Below are 16,807 nucleotides of genomic sequence, written 5' to 3' on the forward strand. Positions count from 1 at the left end.
TAGGGGGAACAGGAATGAAGGAAAAAGGATTGTTAATCGTTCTATCTGGCCCATCAGGTGTCGGAAAAGGAACCGTACGAAAAGCGCTTTTCGAACAAGAAAATACTCAATTTGAATATTCGATTTCAATGACGACCCGCCCACCTCGTGAAGGTGAAGTGGATGGAGTAGATTATTTCTTTAAAACCCGCGAAGAATTTGAACGATTGATTAAAGAAGGAAAACTACTTGAGTATGCTGAATATGTCGGCAACTATTACGGTACACCTGTCGATTATGTAAAAGAAACGATGGATGCTGGAAAAGACGTTTTTTTAGAAATTGAAGTCCAAGGGGCGAAGCAAGTGCGGGAAAAATTCCCAGACGGACTGTTTATTTTCCTTGCACCACCGAGCTTAGAAGAGTTAAAAAACCGCATCGTTTCTCGCGGAACTGAAACCGAAGAATTAATTATAAATCGCTTAGAAGAAGCAAAAAAAGAAATTGAAATGATGGACTTATACGATTATGTCGTAGTTAACGATCAAGTAGAACTTGCTTGCGAGCGAATTAAAGCCATCGTCAAAGCGGAGCATTGTCGACGTGAACGTGTGGCGAAATTGTATAAAAAAATGTTGGAGGGTGAGAAGTAATGTTATATCCATCCATTGATTCTTTAATGAACAAAATAGATTCTAAATACTCTTTAGTTACAATTGCGGCTAAACGTGCCCGTCAATTACAAGGCAAAGAAGAAGGCATTTTAGAAAAGTACGTATCACAAAAATTTGTTGGTAAAGCGTTAGAAGAAATTGATGCTGAACGTCTTCGAATGGTTCCTGTGAAGGAATCGAAGGAATAACAACCTATTTTTATAGGTTGTTATTTTGTTTTATTTTAAGCCTCTCCTTCTAATGCTTGTTAAACTAAAGAAAGAAGAACCGATTTTGTATGAGGAGATGGGAGAATGACGTTACAAGGTAAACGAATATTATTATGTGTTACAGGTGGAATTGCGGTATACAAAGCATGTGCGCTAACAAGTAAACTTACCCAGCAAGGCGCTGACGTAAAAGTGATGATGAGTCAGTCAGCGAAACAATTTGTGACACCGCTTACCTTTCAAGCATTGTCACGGAATGAAGTGTACGATGATACGTTTGATGAAAAAAATCCGAAAGTTATTGCTCATATCGATTTAGCCGATTGGGCGGACTTAGTGTTAGTAGCTCCAGCAACAGCTAATATGATTGGAAAACTCGCCAACGGAATTGCTGACGACATGATTTCCACGACTTTGCTCGCTACGACGGCACCAGTTTGGATTGCGCCAGCGATGAATGTCCATATGTATGACCATCCGGCCGTGAAAAAAAATATTGCGACACTTGCTTCCTATGGTTATCGATTTGTCGAACCATCCGAAGGATATTTAGCTTGTGGATATGTTGGCAAAGGTCGGTTAGAAGAGCCGGAAAAAATCGTCGCTTTAATGGAGGAGTTTTTTGCCAAAAAAGAGAGCCAACCACTTAAAGGAAAAAAAGTGTTAATTACAGCAGGACCGACACGTGAAAGACTTGACCCTGTCCGCTTTTTCACGAACCGCTCTACCGGGAAAATGGGCTACGCTTTAGCAGAAGTAGCTTCTTCGTTTGGTGCGGATGTTACGCTCGTTTCAGGACCGACTTCATTAGTGCCTCCAGCAAACGTCGAATTCGTATCGGTAGAATCTGCTGAAGAGATGTACCAAGCGGTCATTGAACGGTTATCTGATAGCGATATCGTTATTAAAAGCGCGGCCGTAGCGGACTACCGGCCGAAACAGACGTATCAACAAAAAATGAAAAAACAAGATGGAGACTTAATGATTGAACTGGAAAGAACAAAAGATATTTTAAAAGAAATTGGGAAAAGAAAAACGACCCAATATGTTGTAGGGTTTGCCGCAGAAACGAACGATGTCGAACATTATGCACGTCAAAAATTAGAAAAGAAAAATGCGGATATGATTGTGGCGAATAATGTGATAACAGCAGGGGCTGGTTTTGGAACGGATACAAACATTGTTACTTTTGTAAAGAAAGATGGTTCCACAAAGACGTTGCCGCTTATGTCTAAGCACGAAGTGGCGGAGAAGTTGTTTGAAGAAATTATTTCCGATATGAAAGAGGATGAACCATGCAAGTAGCCGCCGTAATTGTTGACGTTCCGACGATGCAAACAGACAAAGAGTTTGATTATCTCATTCCGGATGAGTGGGTCGGAAAAATAGTCCCAGGTATGCGCGTAATCGTTCCGTTTGGTCCACGTAAAGTCCAAGGGGTAGTCGTTCGCTTAAAGCCGACTTCAACGGTAAAAAACTTAAAAAAAATAAGTGAGCCGATGGACTTATCACCCGTATTAAACAAAGAATTGTTACAGCTCGGTGAGTGGCTGACGGAACATACGTTATGCTTTAAAATCTCTGCCTACCAAGCGATGCTTCCAGCGGCAATGAAAGCCAAATATGAAAAGAAGCTCGTTTTGGTAAACCGTGAAGGAATCAACCAGCTCCCAGTGGAATTGCAACAATGGTTTAACGATCGTACCGAAATCTCATGGAAAGAAGCAGATCAACGAAATTGGCTTTCAACGCTTCAAACAGCAGTATCGATAGGGACGTTTGAAGTCGTATACGATGTGAAAGATAAAGCACGAAAAAAAATCGAAAAGCATTATTTACTCAGCCATCCTACAGACGAGCTAAAACGAATCATGGATACTTTCTCTAAACATGCGAAAAAACAACGAGAAGTGCTAGAGTTTTTATTGAAATCTCCTGAAACGAGCTGGACGATGAAAGAACTAACGACCGCCTGTCAAACGTCAACATCGGTTGTTCAAGAGCTTGTGAAAAAAGGTATATTGCAAGAGAAGGAAGTAGAAGTGTATCGCGACCCTTATCAACATCGTTCGTTTGAAAAAACGTATCCGCTTCCGTTAACCGACCAACAACAAAAAGCGATTTCCCCAATCCTTTCGTCCATTGAGAACGGCGATCATCGCACGTATCTGTTATACGGAGTAACCGGAAGTGGAAAAACCGAAATATATTTACAAGCCATTCAACGAGTATTGGAACAAGGAAAAGAGGCAATTGTGCTCGTTCCGGAAATTTCGTTAACCCCTCAAATGGTACACCGGTTTAAAGGGCGGTTTGGTGATGATGTGGCGGTGTTACATAGCGGCCTATCCATCGGTGAAAAGTACGATGAGTGGCGCAAAGTCCAACGAAAAGAAGTAAAGGTCGTTGTAGGAGCTCGATCAGCGATCTTTGCTCCATTCGAAAATATCGGCATTATTATTATTGATGAAGAACATGAAACAAGCTACAAACAGGAGGAGAATCCGCGATATCATGCGCGGGATGTGGCGATTTATCGCGGAAAATTCCATGGATGTCCTGTCGTTTTAGGAAGCGCGACACCATCGTTAGAATCGTTTGCTCGAGCTCAAAAAAATGTGTATCACTTATTGACATTGTCGAAACGAATGAATGACCGGTCGTTACCAGACGTTTCGATTGTTGATATGCGGGAAGAACTTCGTAAAGGAAATCGATCGATGTTTTCAACTCTATTATTCGAAAAGCTACAAGACCGACTCGAAAAAGGGCAGCAAACGGTCCTTTTTTTAAACAGACGAGGCTATTCGTCGTTTGTGATGTGTCGCGATTGTGGAAGCGTTATGCAATGTCCGCATTGTGACATTTCCTTAACGTATCATCGAGTGACGAATCAATTAAAATGTCATTATTGCGGGTTTGAAACGACCGTACCAGGGGTTTGTCCGGAATGTGGAAGTGAACATATTCGTTATTTTGGTACAGGTACACAAAAAGTGGAAGAAGAACTTGGGAAATTGTTGCCTCATGCTCGAGTCATTCGCATGGATGTAGATACAACAAGTCGAAAAGGCGCCCATGAACGGTTATTAAGCCAATTCCAAGAAGGAAAAGCGGATATTTTATTAGGTACGCAAATGATTGCTAAGGGATTAGATTTTCCAAACATCACGCTCGTAGGTGTTTTAAGTGCGGATACCATGTTGCATTTACCTGATTTTCGCGCCTCTGAAAAAACGTTCCAGCTGTTGACACAAGTAAGTGGCCGTGCCGGGCGACATGAGTTACAAGGAGAAGTTGTCATTCAAACTTACACCCCCGAACATTACAGCATAGAATTAGCTGGGGAGCAAAATTATAACGACTTTTATCAGAAGGAAATGGTCATGCGTAAAATGGGACGCTATCCCCCTTTTTATTATTTAGCTCTCATACATGTGAGTCATGAAGATTTAATGAAGGTGATATCCGTCTGTGAAAAAATTACGTCTTATATGAAAACTCAACTCTCAGAAGAAGCAATTATTTTAGGACCTACCGTATCACCAATACCTCGGATCAACGATAGATATCGATATCAATGTTTGATAAAATACAAGCGGGAACCAAGGCTCATTCCTGCATTGAAGAAAATTTTAGATTTTTATATGAAAGAACGTAATTCGGAAAATGTGTATGTATCCGTTGATTTACATCCATACATGATGATGTAGGAAGTGAAAAAGACAGGAGGAAATACGTTGGCTATTTTACCAATCGTTACGTATCCAGCAGACATATTAGAAACGAACTGTGAACGGGTCACAGTTTTTGATAAAAAGTTAAGAAAACTATTACAAGATATGTATGATACAATGGTGGCTGCTGATGGGGTCGGACTAGCCGCTCCGCAAGTAGGGGTCAATCAGCGTATTGCGATTGTAGATATTGGGGATGAACATGGAACGATTGAGTTAATTAATCCCGAAATTATTGAAAGCCATGGAGAAGATACGGATGTGGAAGGTTGCCTTAGTTTTCCGGGAGTGTACGGAAAAGTAAGCCGACCATATTCTGTTAAAGTAAAAGCCCAAGACAGGAAAGGGCGCTATTTTCTTCTAAAAGCGAACGGCTTTTTAGCGCGTGCCATACAACATGAAATCGATCATTTGAACGGAATCTTATTTACTTCTAAAATTATTGAATACGTCAAAGAAGAAGAATTAGAAGGGTAGGAGAGCGAATGACAAAAATCGTTTTTATGGGAACACCAGATTTTTCGGTCCCCATACTTCGAAAAATCATTGAAGATGGGTACGACGTCGTGGCCGTCGTTACCCAGCCGGATCGTCCTGTTGGGCGAAAACGCGTGTTAACGCCACCGCCTGTAAAAGTAGAAGCCGAAAAGCATGGAATTCCTGTTTATCAACCGGAAAAAATTAAAGATCCTCAAGAATATGAAAAAATTTTAGCGTTACAACCCGACTTAATTGTAACCGCTGCTTTCGGTCAAATATTACCGAAAGAAATACTAGATGCACCTCGTTACGGATGTATTAATGTTCATGCTTCCTTGCTTCCAGAATTACGAGGCGGTGCCCCGATTCATTATGCAATTCTTCAAGGAAAGAAAAAAACGGGAATAACCATTATGTATATGGTAGAAAAACTTGACGCAGGCGATATTTTAACGCAAGTGGAAGTCCCTATTGAAGAGGACGACCACGTTGGAAGTCTGCACGATAAATTAAGTGAGGCAGGAGCCGAGCTATTATCACAAACAATTCCGAAGCTTCTTCGTGGAGAAATTGAGCCAATTCCACAAAATGATGAAGAAGCAACGTTTGCCTATAATATTAAACGAGAGCAAGAAAAAATTGATTGGTCGAAAAATGGAGAAGACATTTACAACCACATTCGTGGTCTTCACCCGTGGCCAGTGGCCTTTACGACATTGGGTGGTAACGTATTAAAAATTTGGTGGGGCGTCAAATATCCGCTCAATCATAAGAGTACACCTGGCGAAATCGTAAAGGTCGAAGAAGATGGTTTTGTGGTGGCTACGGGTAACGAAATTGGTATTAAAATTACCGAACTCCAGCCAGCTGGTAAAAAACGAATGGAGGCCAAGGACTTTTTACGGGGGGCAGGAAGTCATATTACAATCGGTATGAAGTTAGGAGAAGAAAATGTCTAAAACGAAAAACGTTCGCGAAGTTGCCTTAGACGTATTATTAGCGGTTGAGAAACATCAGTCGTACAGTAATATATTGCTCAATCATGTGATTAAAGAGCACCAATTGCCACCAAAAGATACTGCGCTACTAACCGAGTTGACATATGGAACGATTCAACGTCAATATACTTTAGATTATTTCTTGGCTCCCTTTTTAAAAAAACCGAAAAAACTTCAAAGCTGGGTTCGCCAATTATTGCGATTATCCCTTTACCAGATGGTATTTTTAGATAAAATTCCTGATCGAGCGGTGATCCATGAAGCGGTCGAAATTGCGAAAAGAAAAGGGCATCGAGGAATTGCCGGGCTAGTGAATGGTGTTCTTCGATCGGTGCAACGCGAAGGAGTTCCTTCCTTAGATCAAATCAGCGATCCGATTGAGCGAATTTCGATTGAAACAAGTCATCCTATATGGTTAGTGAAGCGATGGGTTGAACAATTTGGACTTGAGCGAACAAAACAAATGTGTGAAGAAAATTTAATTGCACCTGTTCAAACCGTTCGTACGAACACCGTTCAACTTTCACGTGAACAACTTCTCGATCAGCTTACAAATGATGGCTGGAACGTTCAACCAAGTCCGATTGTTCCTGAAGGGATTCGCTCGTTACGTGGGAATTTAGCACATTCACAAGCCTTTAATGAAGGCCTGTTGACGGTTCAAGATGAAAGTTCGATGCTGGTTGCACACGCATTGAAACTAACACCGGGGATGAAAGTATTAGATTGTTGTGCGGCACCTGGTGGAAAGACCACACACATTGCCGAAATGATGGACAACGAGGGAGAAGTTTGGGCTCTTGATTTACATGAGCATAAAGTGAAGCTCATTGAAGAACAGCGGAACCGGTTAAAGTTAACGATTATTCATACGAAATGTATAGATAGTCGTAAGGCCGGAGATTATTTTGCTAATGAGACTTTTGACCGAGTGTTAGTGGACGCCCCATGCTCTGGTTTAGGAGTACTGCGCCGTAAGCCAGATATTAAATACTCGAAAAACGAAGAAGATGTGCAAGCTCTAAAATCTGTACAACAAAGCATCTTACATGCAGTGGCTCCTCTAGTAAAACAAGGGGGAATTCTTGTTTATAGTACATGTACGGTCGACCGAGATGAAAACGACCGAGTCATTGAACAGTTTTTGCAACAACATCCTGAATTTATGCCTGAACCACTTTCACTTCCAGAACCCGTTCAACCGTTGGTTAACGGTCATCAAGTGCAAGTGTTTCCTCAAGATTTTGGAAGCGATGGGTTTTATATAGCATGCTTACGAAAGAAGGTGAAGTAAATGGAATCAACCACGGTAAAACAACGGAAAGTCCTACAAAAATCAGAAAAGCCATCCATTTACTCTTTTCAGCTTACAGAACTAAAAGAGTGGTTAAAAGATAATGGAGAAAAGGCCTTTCGGGCCGAGCAAATTTACGAATGGTTGTATAAAAAACGGGTCACTTCGTTTGATGAAATGACGAACTTATCAAAGAGCTTGCGGGAAAAGTTAGCGGAACAGTTTTCTATCACTACGTTAAAAACGATCGTTAAACAAACTTCTCAAGATGGGACAATCAAATTTTTATTTGAATTGCATGACGGATATTCGATTGAAACGGTGTTAATGCGTCACAATTACGGTAACTCCGTTTGTGTGACAACACAAGTGGGATGTCGCATCGGTTGTACATTTTGTGCTTCTACATTAGGTGGTCTAAAACGGAACTTAGAAGCTGGGGAGATTGTTGCCCAAGTGGTAAACGTTCAAAAAGCACTAGATGAAGCAGGAGAACGGGTCAGCCATGTCGTAATTATGGGAATTGGTGAACCTTTTGATAATTATGATGAAATGATGGCCTTCTTAAAAATTATTAACCATGAGAAAGGTTTACACATTGGTGCACGTCACATCACGGTCTCAACAAGTGGAATCATTCCTAAGATTTATCAATTCGCGGAGGAACAATTACAAATTAATTTTGCGATTTCACTGCATGCCCCAAATACAGAATTACGTACAAAATTAATGCCAATTAATAAAGCGTATAAACTCCCAGATTTAATAGATGCAGTGAAATATTATATTGAAAAAACTGGTCGTAGAGTTAGTTTCGAATATGGCCTATTTGGTGGCGTTAACGACCAAGTCGAACATGCTGAAAAATTAGCCCAGTTAATTAAAGGTTTAAAATGTCACGTAAACTTAATTCCTGTAAACTATGTTCCGGAGCGAAATTATGTCCGAACGCCACGAAATCAAATATTTACATTTGAACGCACGTTGAAAAAACATGGTATTAATGTAACGATTCGTCGCGAACATGGGCACGATATTGATGCCGCATGCGGTCAGCTTCGGGCAAAGGAGCGGAAAGAAGAAACGAGGTGAGGAGCTTGCGGGCAGTTTATTATACAGACCGTGGGAAAGTGCGCCAATTAAATGAAGATAATGGAGGCATATTCCGAAATTCATATGGAGACGTGTTAGCGATTGTCGCTGATGGAATGGGAGGGCACCAAGCAGGGGAAGTCGCCAGTGAAATGACGATTTCCCTTTTGCAACAACAATGGGAGGCAACGACTGAACCATTTGAAACTCCACAGATGGCTGAACAATGGTTAAATGAGCAAATCAAATATGTGAATGATAAAGTATTTGAATATTCAACAAGCCATAAAGAATGCGAAGGAATGGGAACAACGTTAGTGGCCGCCATATGTACTGAAAAGTTTGTGACAATTGCCCATATTGGGGATAGTCGCGGGTACATATATAATGAACAAGGGATTCGTCAATTAACGGAAGATCATTCTCTAGTAAACGAACTCGTCCGAACTGGTCAAATCAGTAAAGAAGATGCCGAGCATCACCCGCGTAAAAATATCCTGTTAAGAGCTTTAGGTACCGAGGAAAAAGTCGAAGTCGAACTTAAAACAATTGCATTTGAAGAAGGGGATTTTTTACTTCTCTGTTCGGATGGATTGTCTAATAAAGTGACGGAAGACGAAATACGTCATATTTTGGATGATAAGATATCCATTGAGGAAAAGGGCAAAACGTTAATCCAAATGGCAAACGATAACGGTGGGGAAGATAATATTACCCTTGTCATTATTGAATTCGCAGCTGATAGTGAGAGCGGGTGATGCACATGTTAATTGGTAAACGACTCAGTGGACGATATAAAATCTTAGACATGATCGGTGGCGGAGGAATGGCCAACGTCTACTTAGCAAGGGACGTTATTTTAGAACGGGATGTTGCCGTGAAAATTTTGCGATTAGACTTTGCAAGCGAAGAAGAGTTTATACGGCGTTTTCAACGGGAAGCACAATCAGCCACCAGTCTAGCTCATCCAAACATCGTTAACATTTATGATGTTGGTGAGGAAAATGATATTTACTACATCGTCATGGAATACGTTGATGGATTAACGTTAAAACAATATATCCAAAAGCATCACCCAATATCGGTTGAAAAAGTGTTAGATATTATGCTGCAATTAACATCTGCGGTTGCCCATGCCCATCAAAATCATATTGTTCATCGAGATATAAAACCGCAAAACATATTAATTGATAGAAATGGGAATGTCAAAATTACCGACTTTGGAATTGCTATGGCGTTAAGTGCGACGACGATTACCCAAACCAATTCGGTTTTAGGTTCTGTTCATTATTTATCACCAGAACAAGCCCGCGGGGGAATGGCAACGAAAAAGTCCGATATTTATTCTTTAGGAATTGTCATGTTCGAGTTGTTAACCGGTCGGTTACCGTTTTCTGGGGAATCTGCCGTTTCTATTGCGTTAAAACATTTGCAATCGAACATTCCTTCACCACGAAGATGGAATGAAAGCATTCCACAAAGTGTAGAAAATATCGTCATACGAGCGACGGCAAAAGATCCATTTCAACGCTATGAAAGTGCAGAAGAAATGGCCGAGGATTTGCGTACGGCATTAGAACCGGAACGTCTCAATGAACCGAAATTTATCATTCCCGAAGATGAAGAAGCAACAAAGGCAATACCGATTATTTCGAGTGAAACGACTACCCCTTCATTGGATGAGACTATTGTCCATCATAAAAATGGAGAGGGTAAGTTAGGAAAGCAAGAAAAGGCTAAGAAAAAGAAACGGAAAAAATGGCCATGGTTTTTATTCTTCTTTCTAATTGTCTTATCATTATTAGGGGTATTGGCTCTGACCGTTCTTCCTGATTGGCTTGGACCTGATGAAATCGAAGTTCCTGACTTAACTGGAGAGGAATTAGATAATGCTATATCAACCCTCATTTCACTAGGTTTTGAAGTAGGAGATACGACGGAAACTCCAAGCAATGAAATTGAAAAAGGAAAAGTGATAAAGACAGCGCCGAATGCTGGTAAAGTCGTTAAGGAAGGAACGGTAGTAGATTTATTTATAAGTTCAGGTAAAGAAACGATACGATTGGTCGATTTTACAGGCCGTTCGTACGAGCAAGTTGAAACGTTTTTAAAGAGTCAAGGGTTTCGGTCTGTTACGAAAAAAGAAGTTCATCATCATCAACCAGAAGGAACGATTGTTGGGCAATCACCAGAACCGAATACGGAAGTCGTACCAGAAGAAACCGATATTGAATTTACTGTGAGCATCGGACCTGAAAAAATTGTTTTAAAAGACTTAACAAACTTTAATTTACAAAATTTAAATGCCTATGCAGAAGCCACTGGCCTAGTTATAAACATTGTGGAAGAAAAGTATGACGATGAAGTCCCAATAGGCTTTGTTATTTCTCAATCACCTGAACCTGGAACTGAGCTGGACAAAGGGGATGAAGTGAAAGTCGTCGTATCTAAAGGAAAAGAAGAAATCCCACCGAAACAAGTTTTTCGAGAAATTACGATTCCTTACGATGCTGAACCACTAGGAACGCCACAAGAAATCCAAATTTTTATTGAGGACATCAATCATAGTATGACAGAACCGTATGAAACGTTTTATATTACTGAAACGGTGAAAAAACGATTGGAATTTTTTATTGCGCCCGGTGAAAAAGCTGGCTTTAAAGTGATTAAAGATCGCAATGTAATCATGGATGAAGTGATTCCGTATCCCGAAGAAGAATAAGGAGGAATGCTATGGCCGAAGGAAAAATTGTAAAAGCACTTAGCGGGTTTTATTATGTAAAAGAGGGGCAAACCGTTTATCAATGTCGCGGAAGAGGAGTGTTTCGTAAGAAAAACGTCACTCCTCTCGTTGGAGATTATGTTGTTTTTCAAGCAGAAAATGAACAAGAAGGTTACCTTTTAGAAATTAAAGAACGAAAAAATGAGCTAGTTCGCCCTCCTATTGCGAACGTAGACCAAGGAATTTTAGTGTTTTCAGCTGTCGAACCGGACTTTAGTCCAATTCTTTTAGATCGGTTTCTAGTTCTTGTTGAATCCAAAGATATCATGCCTATTATCGTCATTACAAAAATGGATTTACTCGATGAGACAACTAAAGAACAGCTTGAGCAATATGTACAAGATTATCGACATATTGGGTACAACGTGATTAAAACTTCGATTAAAACGTCAGATGGAATCAAAGAATTACTCCCACTTTTAGACGGAAAAGTGTCTGTATTTGCTGGTCAATCAGGGGTTGGGAAATCGTCTTTATTAAACGCGATACGTCCTGAGTTACAATTAAAAACAGGGGCGATTTCTCACCATTTAGGTCGAGGAAAACATACGACGCGACATGTCGAACTAATTGAAATTGGAAACGGCTTAGTAGCTGATACTCCTGGATTTAGTTCTCTAGAATTTATCGATATTGAAGCCGCCGATTTGAACCTTTACTTCCCTGAAATGGTGAAATGGAGTGAAGGATGTAAGTTTCGGGGATGCCAGCACATTAATGAGCCGAAATGTGCGGTAAAAGAAGCGGTGCAAGCAGGAGATATTCCTGTTTACCGTTATGAGCATTACTTGCAATTTTACGAAGAAATTAAAGACAGAAAGCCGAGGTTTTAATAATGATCAAAATCGCTCCGTCTATTTTGTCCGCTAATTTTGCGAAACTTGGAGAAGAAATCGTCGATGTGGAACGAGGTGGAGCAGATTATATCCACGTAGACGTAATGGACGGACATTTTGTTCCTAATATTACGTTAGGACCTCAAATCGTGGAGGCGATCCGTCCTATTACGAAGTTACCACTTGATGTCCATTTAATGATTGAACAACCTGACCGTTATTTAGATTCATTTGCAAAAGCAGGTGCTGATTACATATCAGTACACGTGGAAGCCTGTTCACATTTACACCGGACCATTCAACATATCAAATCATTAGGGGTAAAAGCTGGGGTGGTGTTAAATCCCCATACCCCTGTGGAAATGATTCAACATATTATTCACGATGTCGATCTTGTCCTATTAATGACGGTAAATCCTGGGTTTGGCGGACAATCATTTATCCAAACGGTGTTACCAAAAATCCGTCAAGTTAAACATTTTGTTGATCAAAATGGACTAGATGTTGAAATCGAAGTCGATGGTGGAGTGAATGAGCAAACGGCTAAATTGTGTGTTGAAGCGGGAGCTAACGTGTTAGTTGCTGGTTCTGCCGTGTATAATCAAGAAAATAGAGCAAAAGCAATTGATGCGATCCGACAATCAGCTTTAAGTGCATTAAATAAATAATTTGTACGAAAGAAACCAGCCATTGTGCTGGTATTCTTTTTAGAAGGCTTGTTATATGTCATTGTTTTTTTAGCCAGTTATTCACACGGCGGCGACTCCAGCGGGAACTAGAAGCCGCAAGACCCTACTTGAGCGTAGTGAGGGAAGGGCTTGCGGCTTGCCCGCGGAAAGCGTCCGCCTGAAGTGAAATGTATAAATATCAACAGTCAGTTATTTTAGGGTAGAGCCTTTTAGAAAGGAGAGGGACATGTGATTATCCATATTGTTGGTGGAGGTCCGAAGCATTTTTATCCGCCGCTGGGGCCATATGATGGTTCCTCCGTTGTTTGGGTTGGAGTAGATCGTGGTGTTAAACGGTTATTAGATGAGAAAATCACACCGCATGTTGCTTTTGGAGATTTTGATTCAGTCACGGAAAATGAATGGGAGGAAATTAATCAGGCTGTTTCTCATATTAAAAAATTTGTACCTGAAAAAGATGAAACAGATATGGAATTAGCATTAAATTGGGCTATCAGGCAGCAGCCGGAACGAGTTCGTATTTTTGGGGCAACAGGTGGCCGGCTAGACCATTTCATGGCGAACGTCCAACTGTTAACCTTGGATTCCGTTTTACGTTTGGAAGGAAAAGTGGAACTCATTGATGACCAAAATATCATTGCTGTTTATCCGCCAGGGGAATATCGATTACCTATCATCCATGATAAAAAATATGTTTCGTTTCTCCCGCTTACACCAACGGTTAAGCAATTATCTTTACAAGGTTTTAAGTATCCTCTTCATCAAAGAGACATCTTCATGGGTTCGACATTAACGATTAGTAATGAACTAAAAGAAGATTATGGTACTTTTTCGTTTACTGAGGGCATATTAATGATGATAAGAAGTAACGACCTTTGATAGACGCCCGATTTAGGGAAGCTTACGTACTTATCGACTTCATTTGAATAATATAGGTTAGAATGTAATTTATCTAGAAAGCTTTTGATTTGATGAGGAGGGAGTATAATGAAATTTTATACAATTAAATTACCTAAATTTCTTGGAGGCATTGTTCGAGCAATGTTAGGAACCTTTAAAAAAGGATAAGACTAAAAAAAGTGTCCGACCGCGATTACGGAAGGACACCTTTTTTGTGTTTGAATTAGTGAAAACGTGATTACACACGCTCAACTTTACCTGATTTTAATGCTCTTGCAGAAACCCAAACACGTTTTGGTTTACCATCTACAAGAATGCGAACTTTTTGAAGGTTAGCTCCCCAAGTGCGCTTTGTTGCGTTCATTGCGTGGGAGCGAGAGTTACCGGAACGAGTTTTACGACCAGTGATTACACATTTTTTTGGCATTTTATTCCCTCCTCACTAGTGAAGCTATTTCCATATGAATCATCACTTGAAATTATCTTAAAAGATACCTTAATAATTTATCACACATAGTAAGAGATTGCAATACTTCTTGCAAAGACTTTCAAGAAAATTTCCTTGACATCCTGGAAGTATATAAGATCTATAAAAATGAAACTATTTCACTGCATAGTAAATAATTGGTTAGGTGAACAATAATTAAAGGGACATTCATTCCTAGACGAATTCCGATCATTGATACTTGTTTTTAATGAATGTATCGTTAAGGGATAAAACCCTATCTGACATGAAGCGAAAGGCGGCGACTCCAGCGGGAACAAGAAGCCGCAAGAGCCATACTTGAGCGTAGCGAGGGAAGCGGCTTGCACCTTGCCCGCGGAAAGCGTCCGCCTGTAGTAAATGTATAAATATCAACAGTAACATTTAACAGAGGAATTATGAACGGTGATGTTTTTGTCAATTAATCATCAGTTGGACATAACATTTCATCATGGTTGATCACTTAGCTTGAGTCCGGTTGTTTACTGTTTTTCTTTCAAATTGAAAGTATATATAGTAAAATGGCAATAGCCATAGCTAGTTTTTAAAAGGGGGAACGACGAATGTCCATTGAATTAAAAACAAAATACGGTCATATCGATATTACGGATGAAGTAATTGCTACTATTGCAGGAGGCGCAGCGGTCGATTGCTACGGCATTGTCGGTATGGCTTCAAAAAAACAAATCAAAGATGGCTTGACGGAAATCTTGAGAAAAGAAAATTTTACTCGTGGTGTAGTTGTACGTCATGAAAACGATGAAGTACATATTGATATGTATATCATCGTTAGTTACGGAACGAAAATTTCTGAGGTTGCACATAATGTGCAGACAAAGGTAAAATACACGCTGGATAAAACCGTCGGATTAGCGGTGGATTCTATTAATATATATGTGCAAGGAGTTCGAGTAACGAACCCGTAGTGTAAGGAGGAAACATAAGTGTCGATAACGTCGTTGGATGGAAAGCGTTTTGCGGAGATGGTCATTCAAGGAGCAAACCATTTATCACAAAACGCAAAAATGGTGGATGCGTTAAACGTATTCCCTGTACCGGATGGGGATACTGGTACAAATATGAATTTGTCAATGACATCCGGTGCAAAAGAAGTAAAAATGAATGTTCAAGATCATATTGGAAAGGTAGCTGCATCTCTTTCAAAAGGTTTACTAATGGGTGCTCGCGGGAATTCTGGGGTGATATTATCCCAGCTTTTTCGTGGGTTTTCTAAAGCCATCGAACAAAAGGCTTCAATTAATAGTCGTGAGCTAGCAAAAGCGTTCGATGCGGGAGTCAAAACGGCTTACAAAGCAGTAATGAAACCTGTTGAAGGGACAATTTTAACAGTCGCTAAAGATGCAGCCAATAAAGCGTTACAAATCAGTGAAACGGAAACTGATATTGTAAAGCTCATGGAGGAAGTTGTCAAAGAAGCAAAGGCTTCATTACAACGCACTCCGGAATTATTACCCGTTTTAAAAGAAGTAGGGGTAGTGGATAGTGGAGGACAAGGCCTCGTGCTTGTATACGAAGGCTTTTTATCTGTATTGAAGGGCGAAGAGCTACCTCAAATTCCTTTAGATACCCCATCGATGGAAGAGCTCGTGAAAGCTGAACACCATAAAAGTGTTCAATCGTTTATGAATACGGAAGATATTACTTTCGGATATTGTACCGAATTTATGGTGAAATTTGAAAGTGAAAAGCTCAAACAACATCCGTTTTCTGAAGAAGATTTCCGTCAACAATTAAGTGAAATTGGAGATTCGTTGTTAGTTATTTCGGACGAGGAAATTGTTAAAGTCCATGTTCATACAGAACAGCCAGGTGAAGCGTTAACATACGGGCAGCGTTACGGAAGCCTAATAAACATTAAAATTGAAAACATGCGTGAGCAACATTCTTCTATTGTTGCAAACGAACAACCATATTCGACTAAATCGAAAGAAAAAGCAAAGTATGGAATTGTGACCGTTTCTATGGGGGAAGGAATCCGTAACCTATTTAAAAGCATCGGTGCAACCACCGTTATTGAAGGTGGACAGACGATGAATCCGAGCACGGAAGATATTTTAAAAGCGATTAATGATGTTCACGCTGAAAAAGTGATTATTTTACCGAACAATAAAAACATTATTCTAGCTGCCCAACAAGCTGCAGAAGTCGCAGAGCAAAAAGTCGTCGTCGTTCCATCAAAGACAGTTCCTCAAGGTATGGCAGCTTTATTAGCGTTTAATCCAAATGCAAGCCTAGAAGAGAACGAAACTGCAATGAATGAAGCGCTTTCCTATGTGAAAACGGGTCAAGTGACTTTTGCTGTGCGTGATACGGTCATAGATGGCGTGAATATTAATAAAGATGACCATATGGGTATTTTAGATGGAAAAATTATTACTTCCAATCGTGATCGCCTTGAAACAGCGAAACAGCTTTTAGCTGAAATGATCGATGAGGAGAATGAAATTGTAACGATTCTTTATGGACAAGATGCTCCACAAGAAGAAGTTGATGAAATTGTAGAGTATGTAGAGGAACAATTTGATCACGTCGAAGTGGAAGTTCATGAAGGTAAACAACCGTTGTATTCCTATATTTTTTCAGTTGAATAAAAACAAGAAATAGAAGGGGACTCCCCTTCTATTTCCATATA

General features: G+C 40.1%; 17 protein-coding genes. 16 read left to right on the forward strand and 1 reads right to left on the reverse strand.

All coding sequences use genetic code 11. The features are described from left to right. Positions 1-14: 14 nt before the first annotated feature. From gmk to spoVM, 14 genes are all read left to right on the forward strand, one after another. Positions 15-632, forward strand: a complete 618-nt coding sequence (gmk, locus tag H0Z31_03345) for a guanylate kinase (GenBank protein MBO8176473.1) — start codon at positions 15-17, stop codon at positions 630-632. Continuing rightward, positions 632-841 (forward strand): DNA-directed RNA polymerase subunit omega, encoded by a 210-nt coding sequence (locus H0Z31_03350; GenBank protein MBO8176474.1) that lies wholly within the window; start codon positions 632-634, stop codon positions 839-841. The genes gmk and H0Z31_03350 overlap by 1 nt, the downstream gene beginning before the upstream one ends. Before the next feature lie 105 nt (positions 842-946). After that, entirely contained in the window at positions 947-2,167 is a 1,221-nt protein-coding gene (gene coaBC, locus H0Z31_03355; GenBank protein MBO8176475.1) for a bifunctional phosphopantothenoylcysteine decarboxylase/phosphopantothenate--cysteine ligase CoaBC, read from the forward strand. Beyond that, on the forward strand, positions 2,158-4,575 hold the full coding sequence (priA, locus tag H0Z31_03360; GenBank protein MBO8176476.1) for a primosomal protein N': 2,418 nt from the start codon (positions 2,158-2,160) through the stop codon (positions 4,573-4,575). The genes coaBC and priA overlap by 10 nt, the downstream gene beginning before the upstream one ends. A 27-nt stretch (positions 4,576-4,602) precedes the next feature. After that, positions 4,603-5,076 (forward strand): peptide deformylase, encoded by a 474-nt coding sequence (locus tag H0Z31_03365; GenBank protein MBO8176477.1) that lies wholly within the window; start codon positions 4,603-4,605, stop codon positions 5,074-5,076. Positions 5,077-5,084: 8 nt separating this feature from the next. Next, on the forward strand, positions 5,085-6,038 hold the full coding sequence (locus tag H0Z31_03370) for a methionyl-tRNA formyltransferase (protein MBO8176478.1): 954 nt from the start codon (positions 5,085-5,087) through the stop codon (positions 6,036-6,038). Next, entirely contained in the window at positions 6,031-7,371 is a 1,341-nt protein-coding gene (gene rsmB / locus H0Z31_03375) for a 16S rRNA (cytosine(967)-C(5))-methyltransferase RsmB (protein MBO8176479.1), read from the forward strand. Before H0Z31_03370 ends, rsmB begins: the two co-directional genes overlap by 8 nt. After that, complete coding sequence (gene rlmN, locus H0Z31_03380; protein MBO8176480.1) at positions 7,372-8,463, forward strand: 23S rRNA (adenine(2503)-C(2))-methyltransferase RlmN; 1,092 nt, start codon at positions 7,372-7,374, stop codon at positions 8,461-8,463. After that, a complete protein-coding gene (locus tag H0Z31_03385) occupies positions 8,418-9,221 on the forward strand; it encodes a Stp1/IreP family PP2C-type Ser/Thr phosphatase (GenBank protein ID MBO8176481.1) in 804 nt (267 codons plus the stop codon). Before rlmN ends, H0Z31_03385 begins: the two co-directional genes overlap by 46 nt. Before the next feature lie 5 nt (positions 9,222-9,226). After that, complete coding sequence (gene pknB, locus H0Z31_03390) at positions 9,227-11,185, forward strand: Stk1 family PASTA domain-containing Ser/Thr kinase (protein ID MBO8176482.1); 1,959 nt, start codon at positions 9,227-9,229, stop codon at positions 11,183-11,185. A gap of 11 nt (positions 11,186-11,196) precedes the next feature. Then, positions 11,197-12,078 (forward strand): ribosome small subunit-dependent GTPase A, encoded by an 882-nt coding sequence (rsgA, locus tag H0Z31_03395; protein MBO8176483.1) that lies wholly within the window; start codon positions 11,197-11,199, stop codon positions 12,076-12,078. A gap of 2 nt (positions 12,079-12,080) precedes the next feature. Next, on the forward strand, positions 12,081-12,749 hold the full coding sequence (locus tag H0Z31_03400) for a ribulose-phosphate 3-epimerase (GenBank protein MBO8176484.1): 669 nt from the start codon (positions 12,081-12,083) through the stop codon (positions 12,747-12,749). Between the two features lie 249 nt (positions 12,750-12,998). Continuing rightward, complete coding sequence (locus tag H0Z31_03405; protein ID MBO8176485.1) at positions 12,999-13,649, forward strand: thiamine diphosphokinase; 651 nt, start codon at positions 12,999-13,001, stop codon at positions 13,647-13,649. Between the two features lie 108 nt (positions 13,650-13,757). Then, on the forward strand, positions 13,758-13,838 hold the full coding sequence (spoVM, locus tag H0Z31_03410; protein MBO8176486.1) for a stage V sporulation protein SpoVM: 81 nt from the start codon (positions 13,758-13,760) through the stop codon (positions 13,836-13,838). A 70-nt stretch (positions 13,839-13,908) separates the two neighbouring features. Here the strand turns inward: spoVM and H0Z31_03415 are convergent, their stop codons facing one another. Further along, entirely contained in the window at positions 13,909-14,097 is a 189-nt protein-coding gene (locus tag H0Z31_03415) for a 50S ribosomal protein L28 (GenBank protein ID MBO8176487.1), read from the reverse strand. Positions 14,098-14,717: 620 nt separating this feature from the next. On the opposite strand from H0Z31_03415, the gene H0Z31_03420 reads away from it, so the two are divergent. Then, positions 14,718-15,080, forward strand: coding sequence for an Asp23/Gls24 family envelope stress response protein (locus tag H0Z31_03420; GenBank protein MBO8176488.1), 363 nt, complete (start codon positions 14,718-14,720; stop codon positions 15,078-15,080). An 18-nt stretch (positions 15,081-15,098) separates the two neighbouring features. Then, entirely contained in the window at positions 15,099-16,766 is a 1,668-nt protein-coding gene (locus tag H0Z31_03425; GenBank protein MBO8176489.1) for a DAK2 domain-containing protein, read from the forward strand. The last annotated feature ends 41 nt before the right edge of the window (positions 16,767-16,807 follow it).

This window comes from Bacillus sp. (in: firmicutes), from assembly GCA_017656295.1.
In the GTDB taxonomy this organism is placed as follows: domain Bacteria; phylum Bacillota; class Bacilli; order Bacillales; family JACDOC01; genus JACDOC01.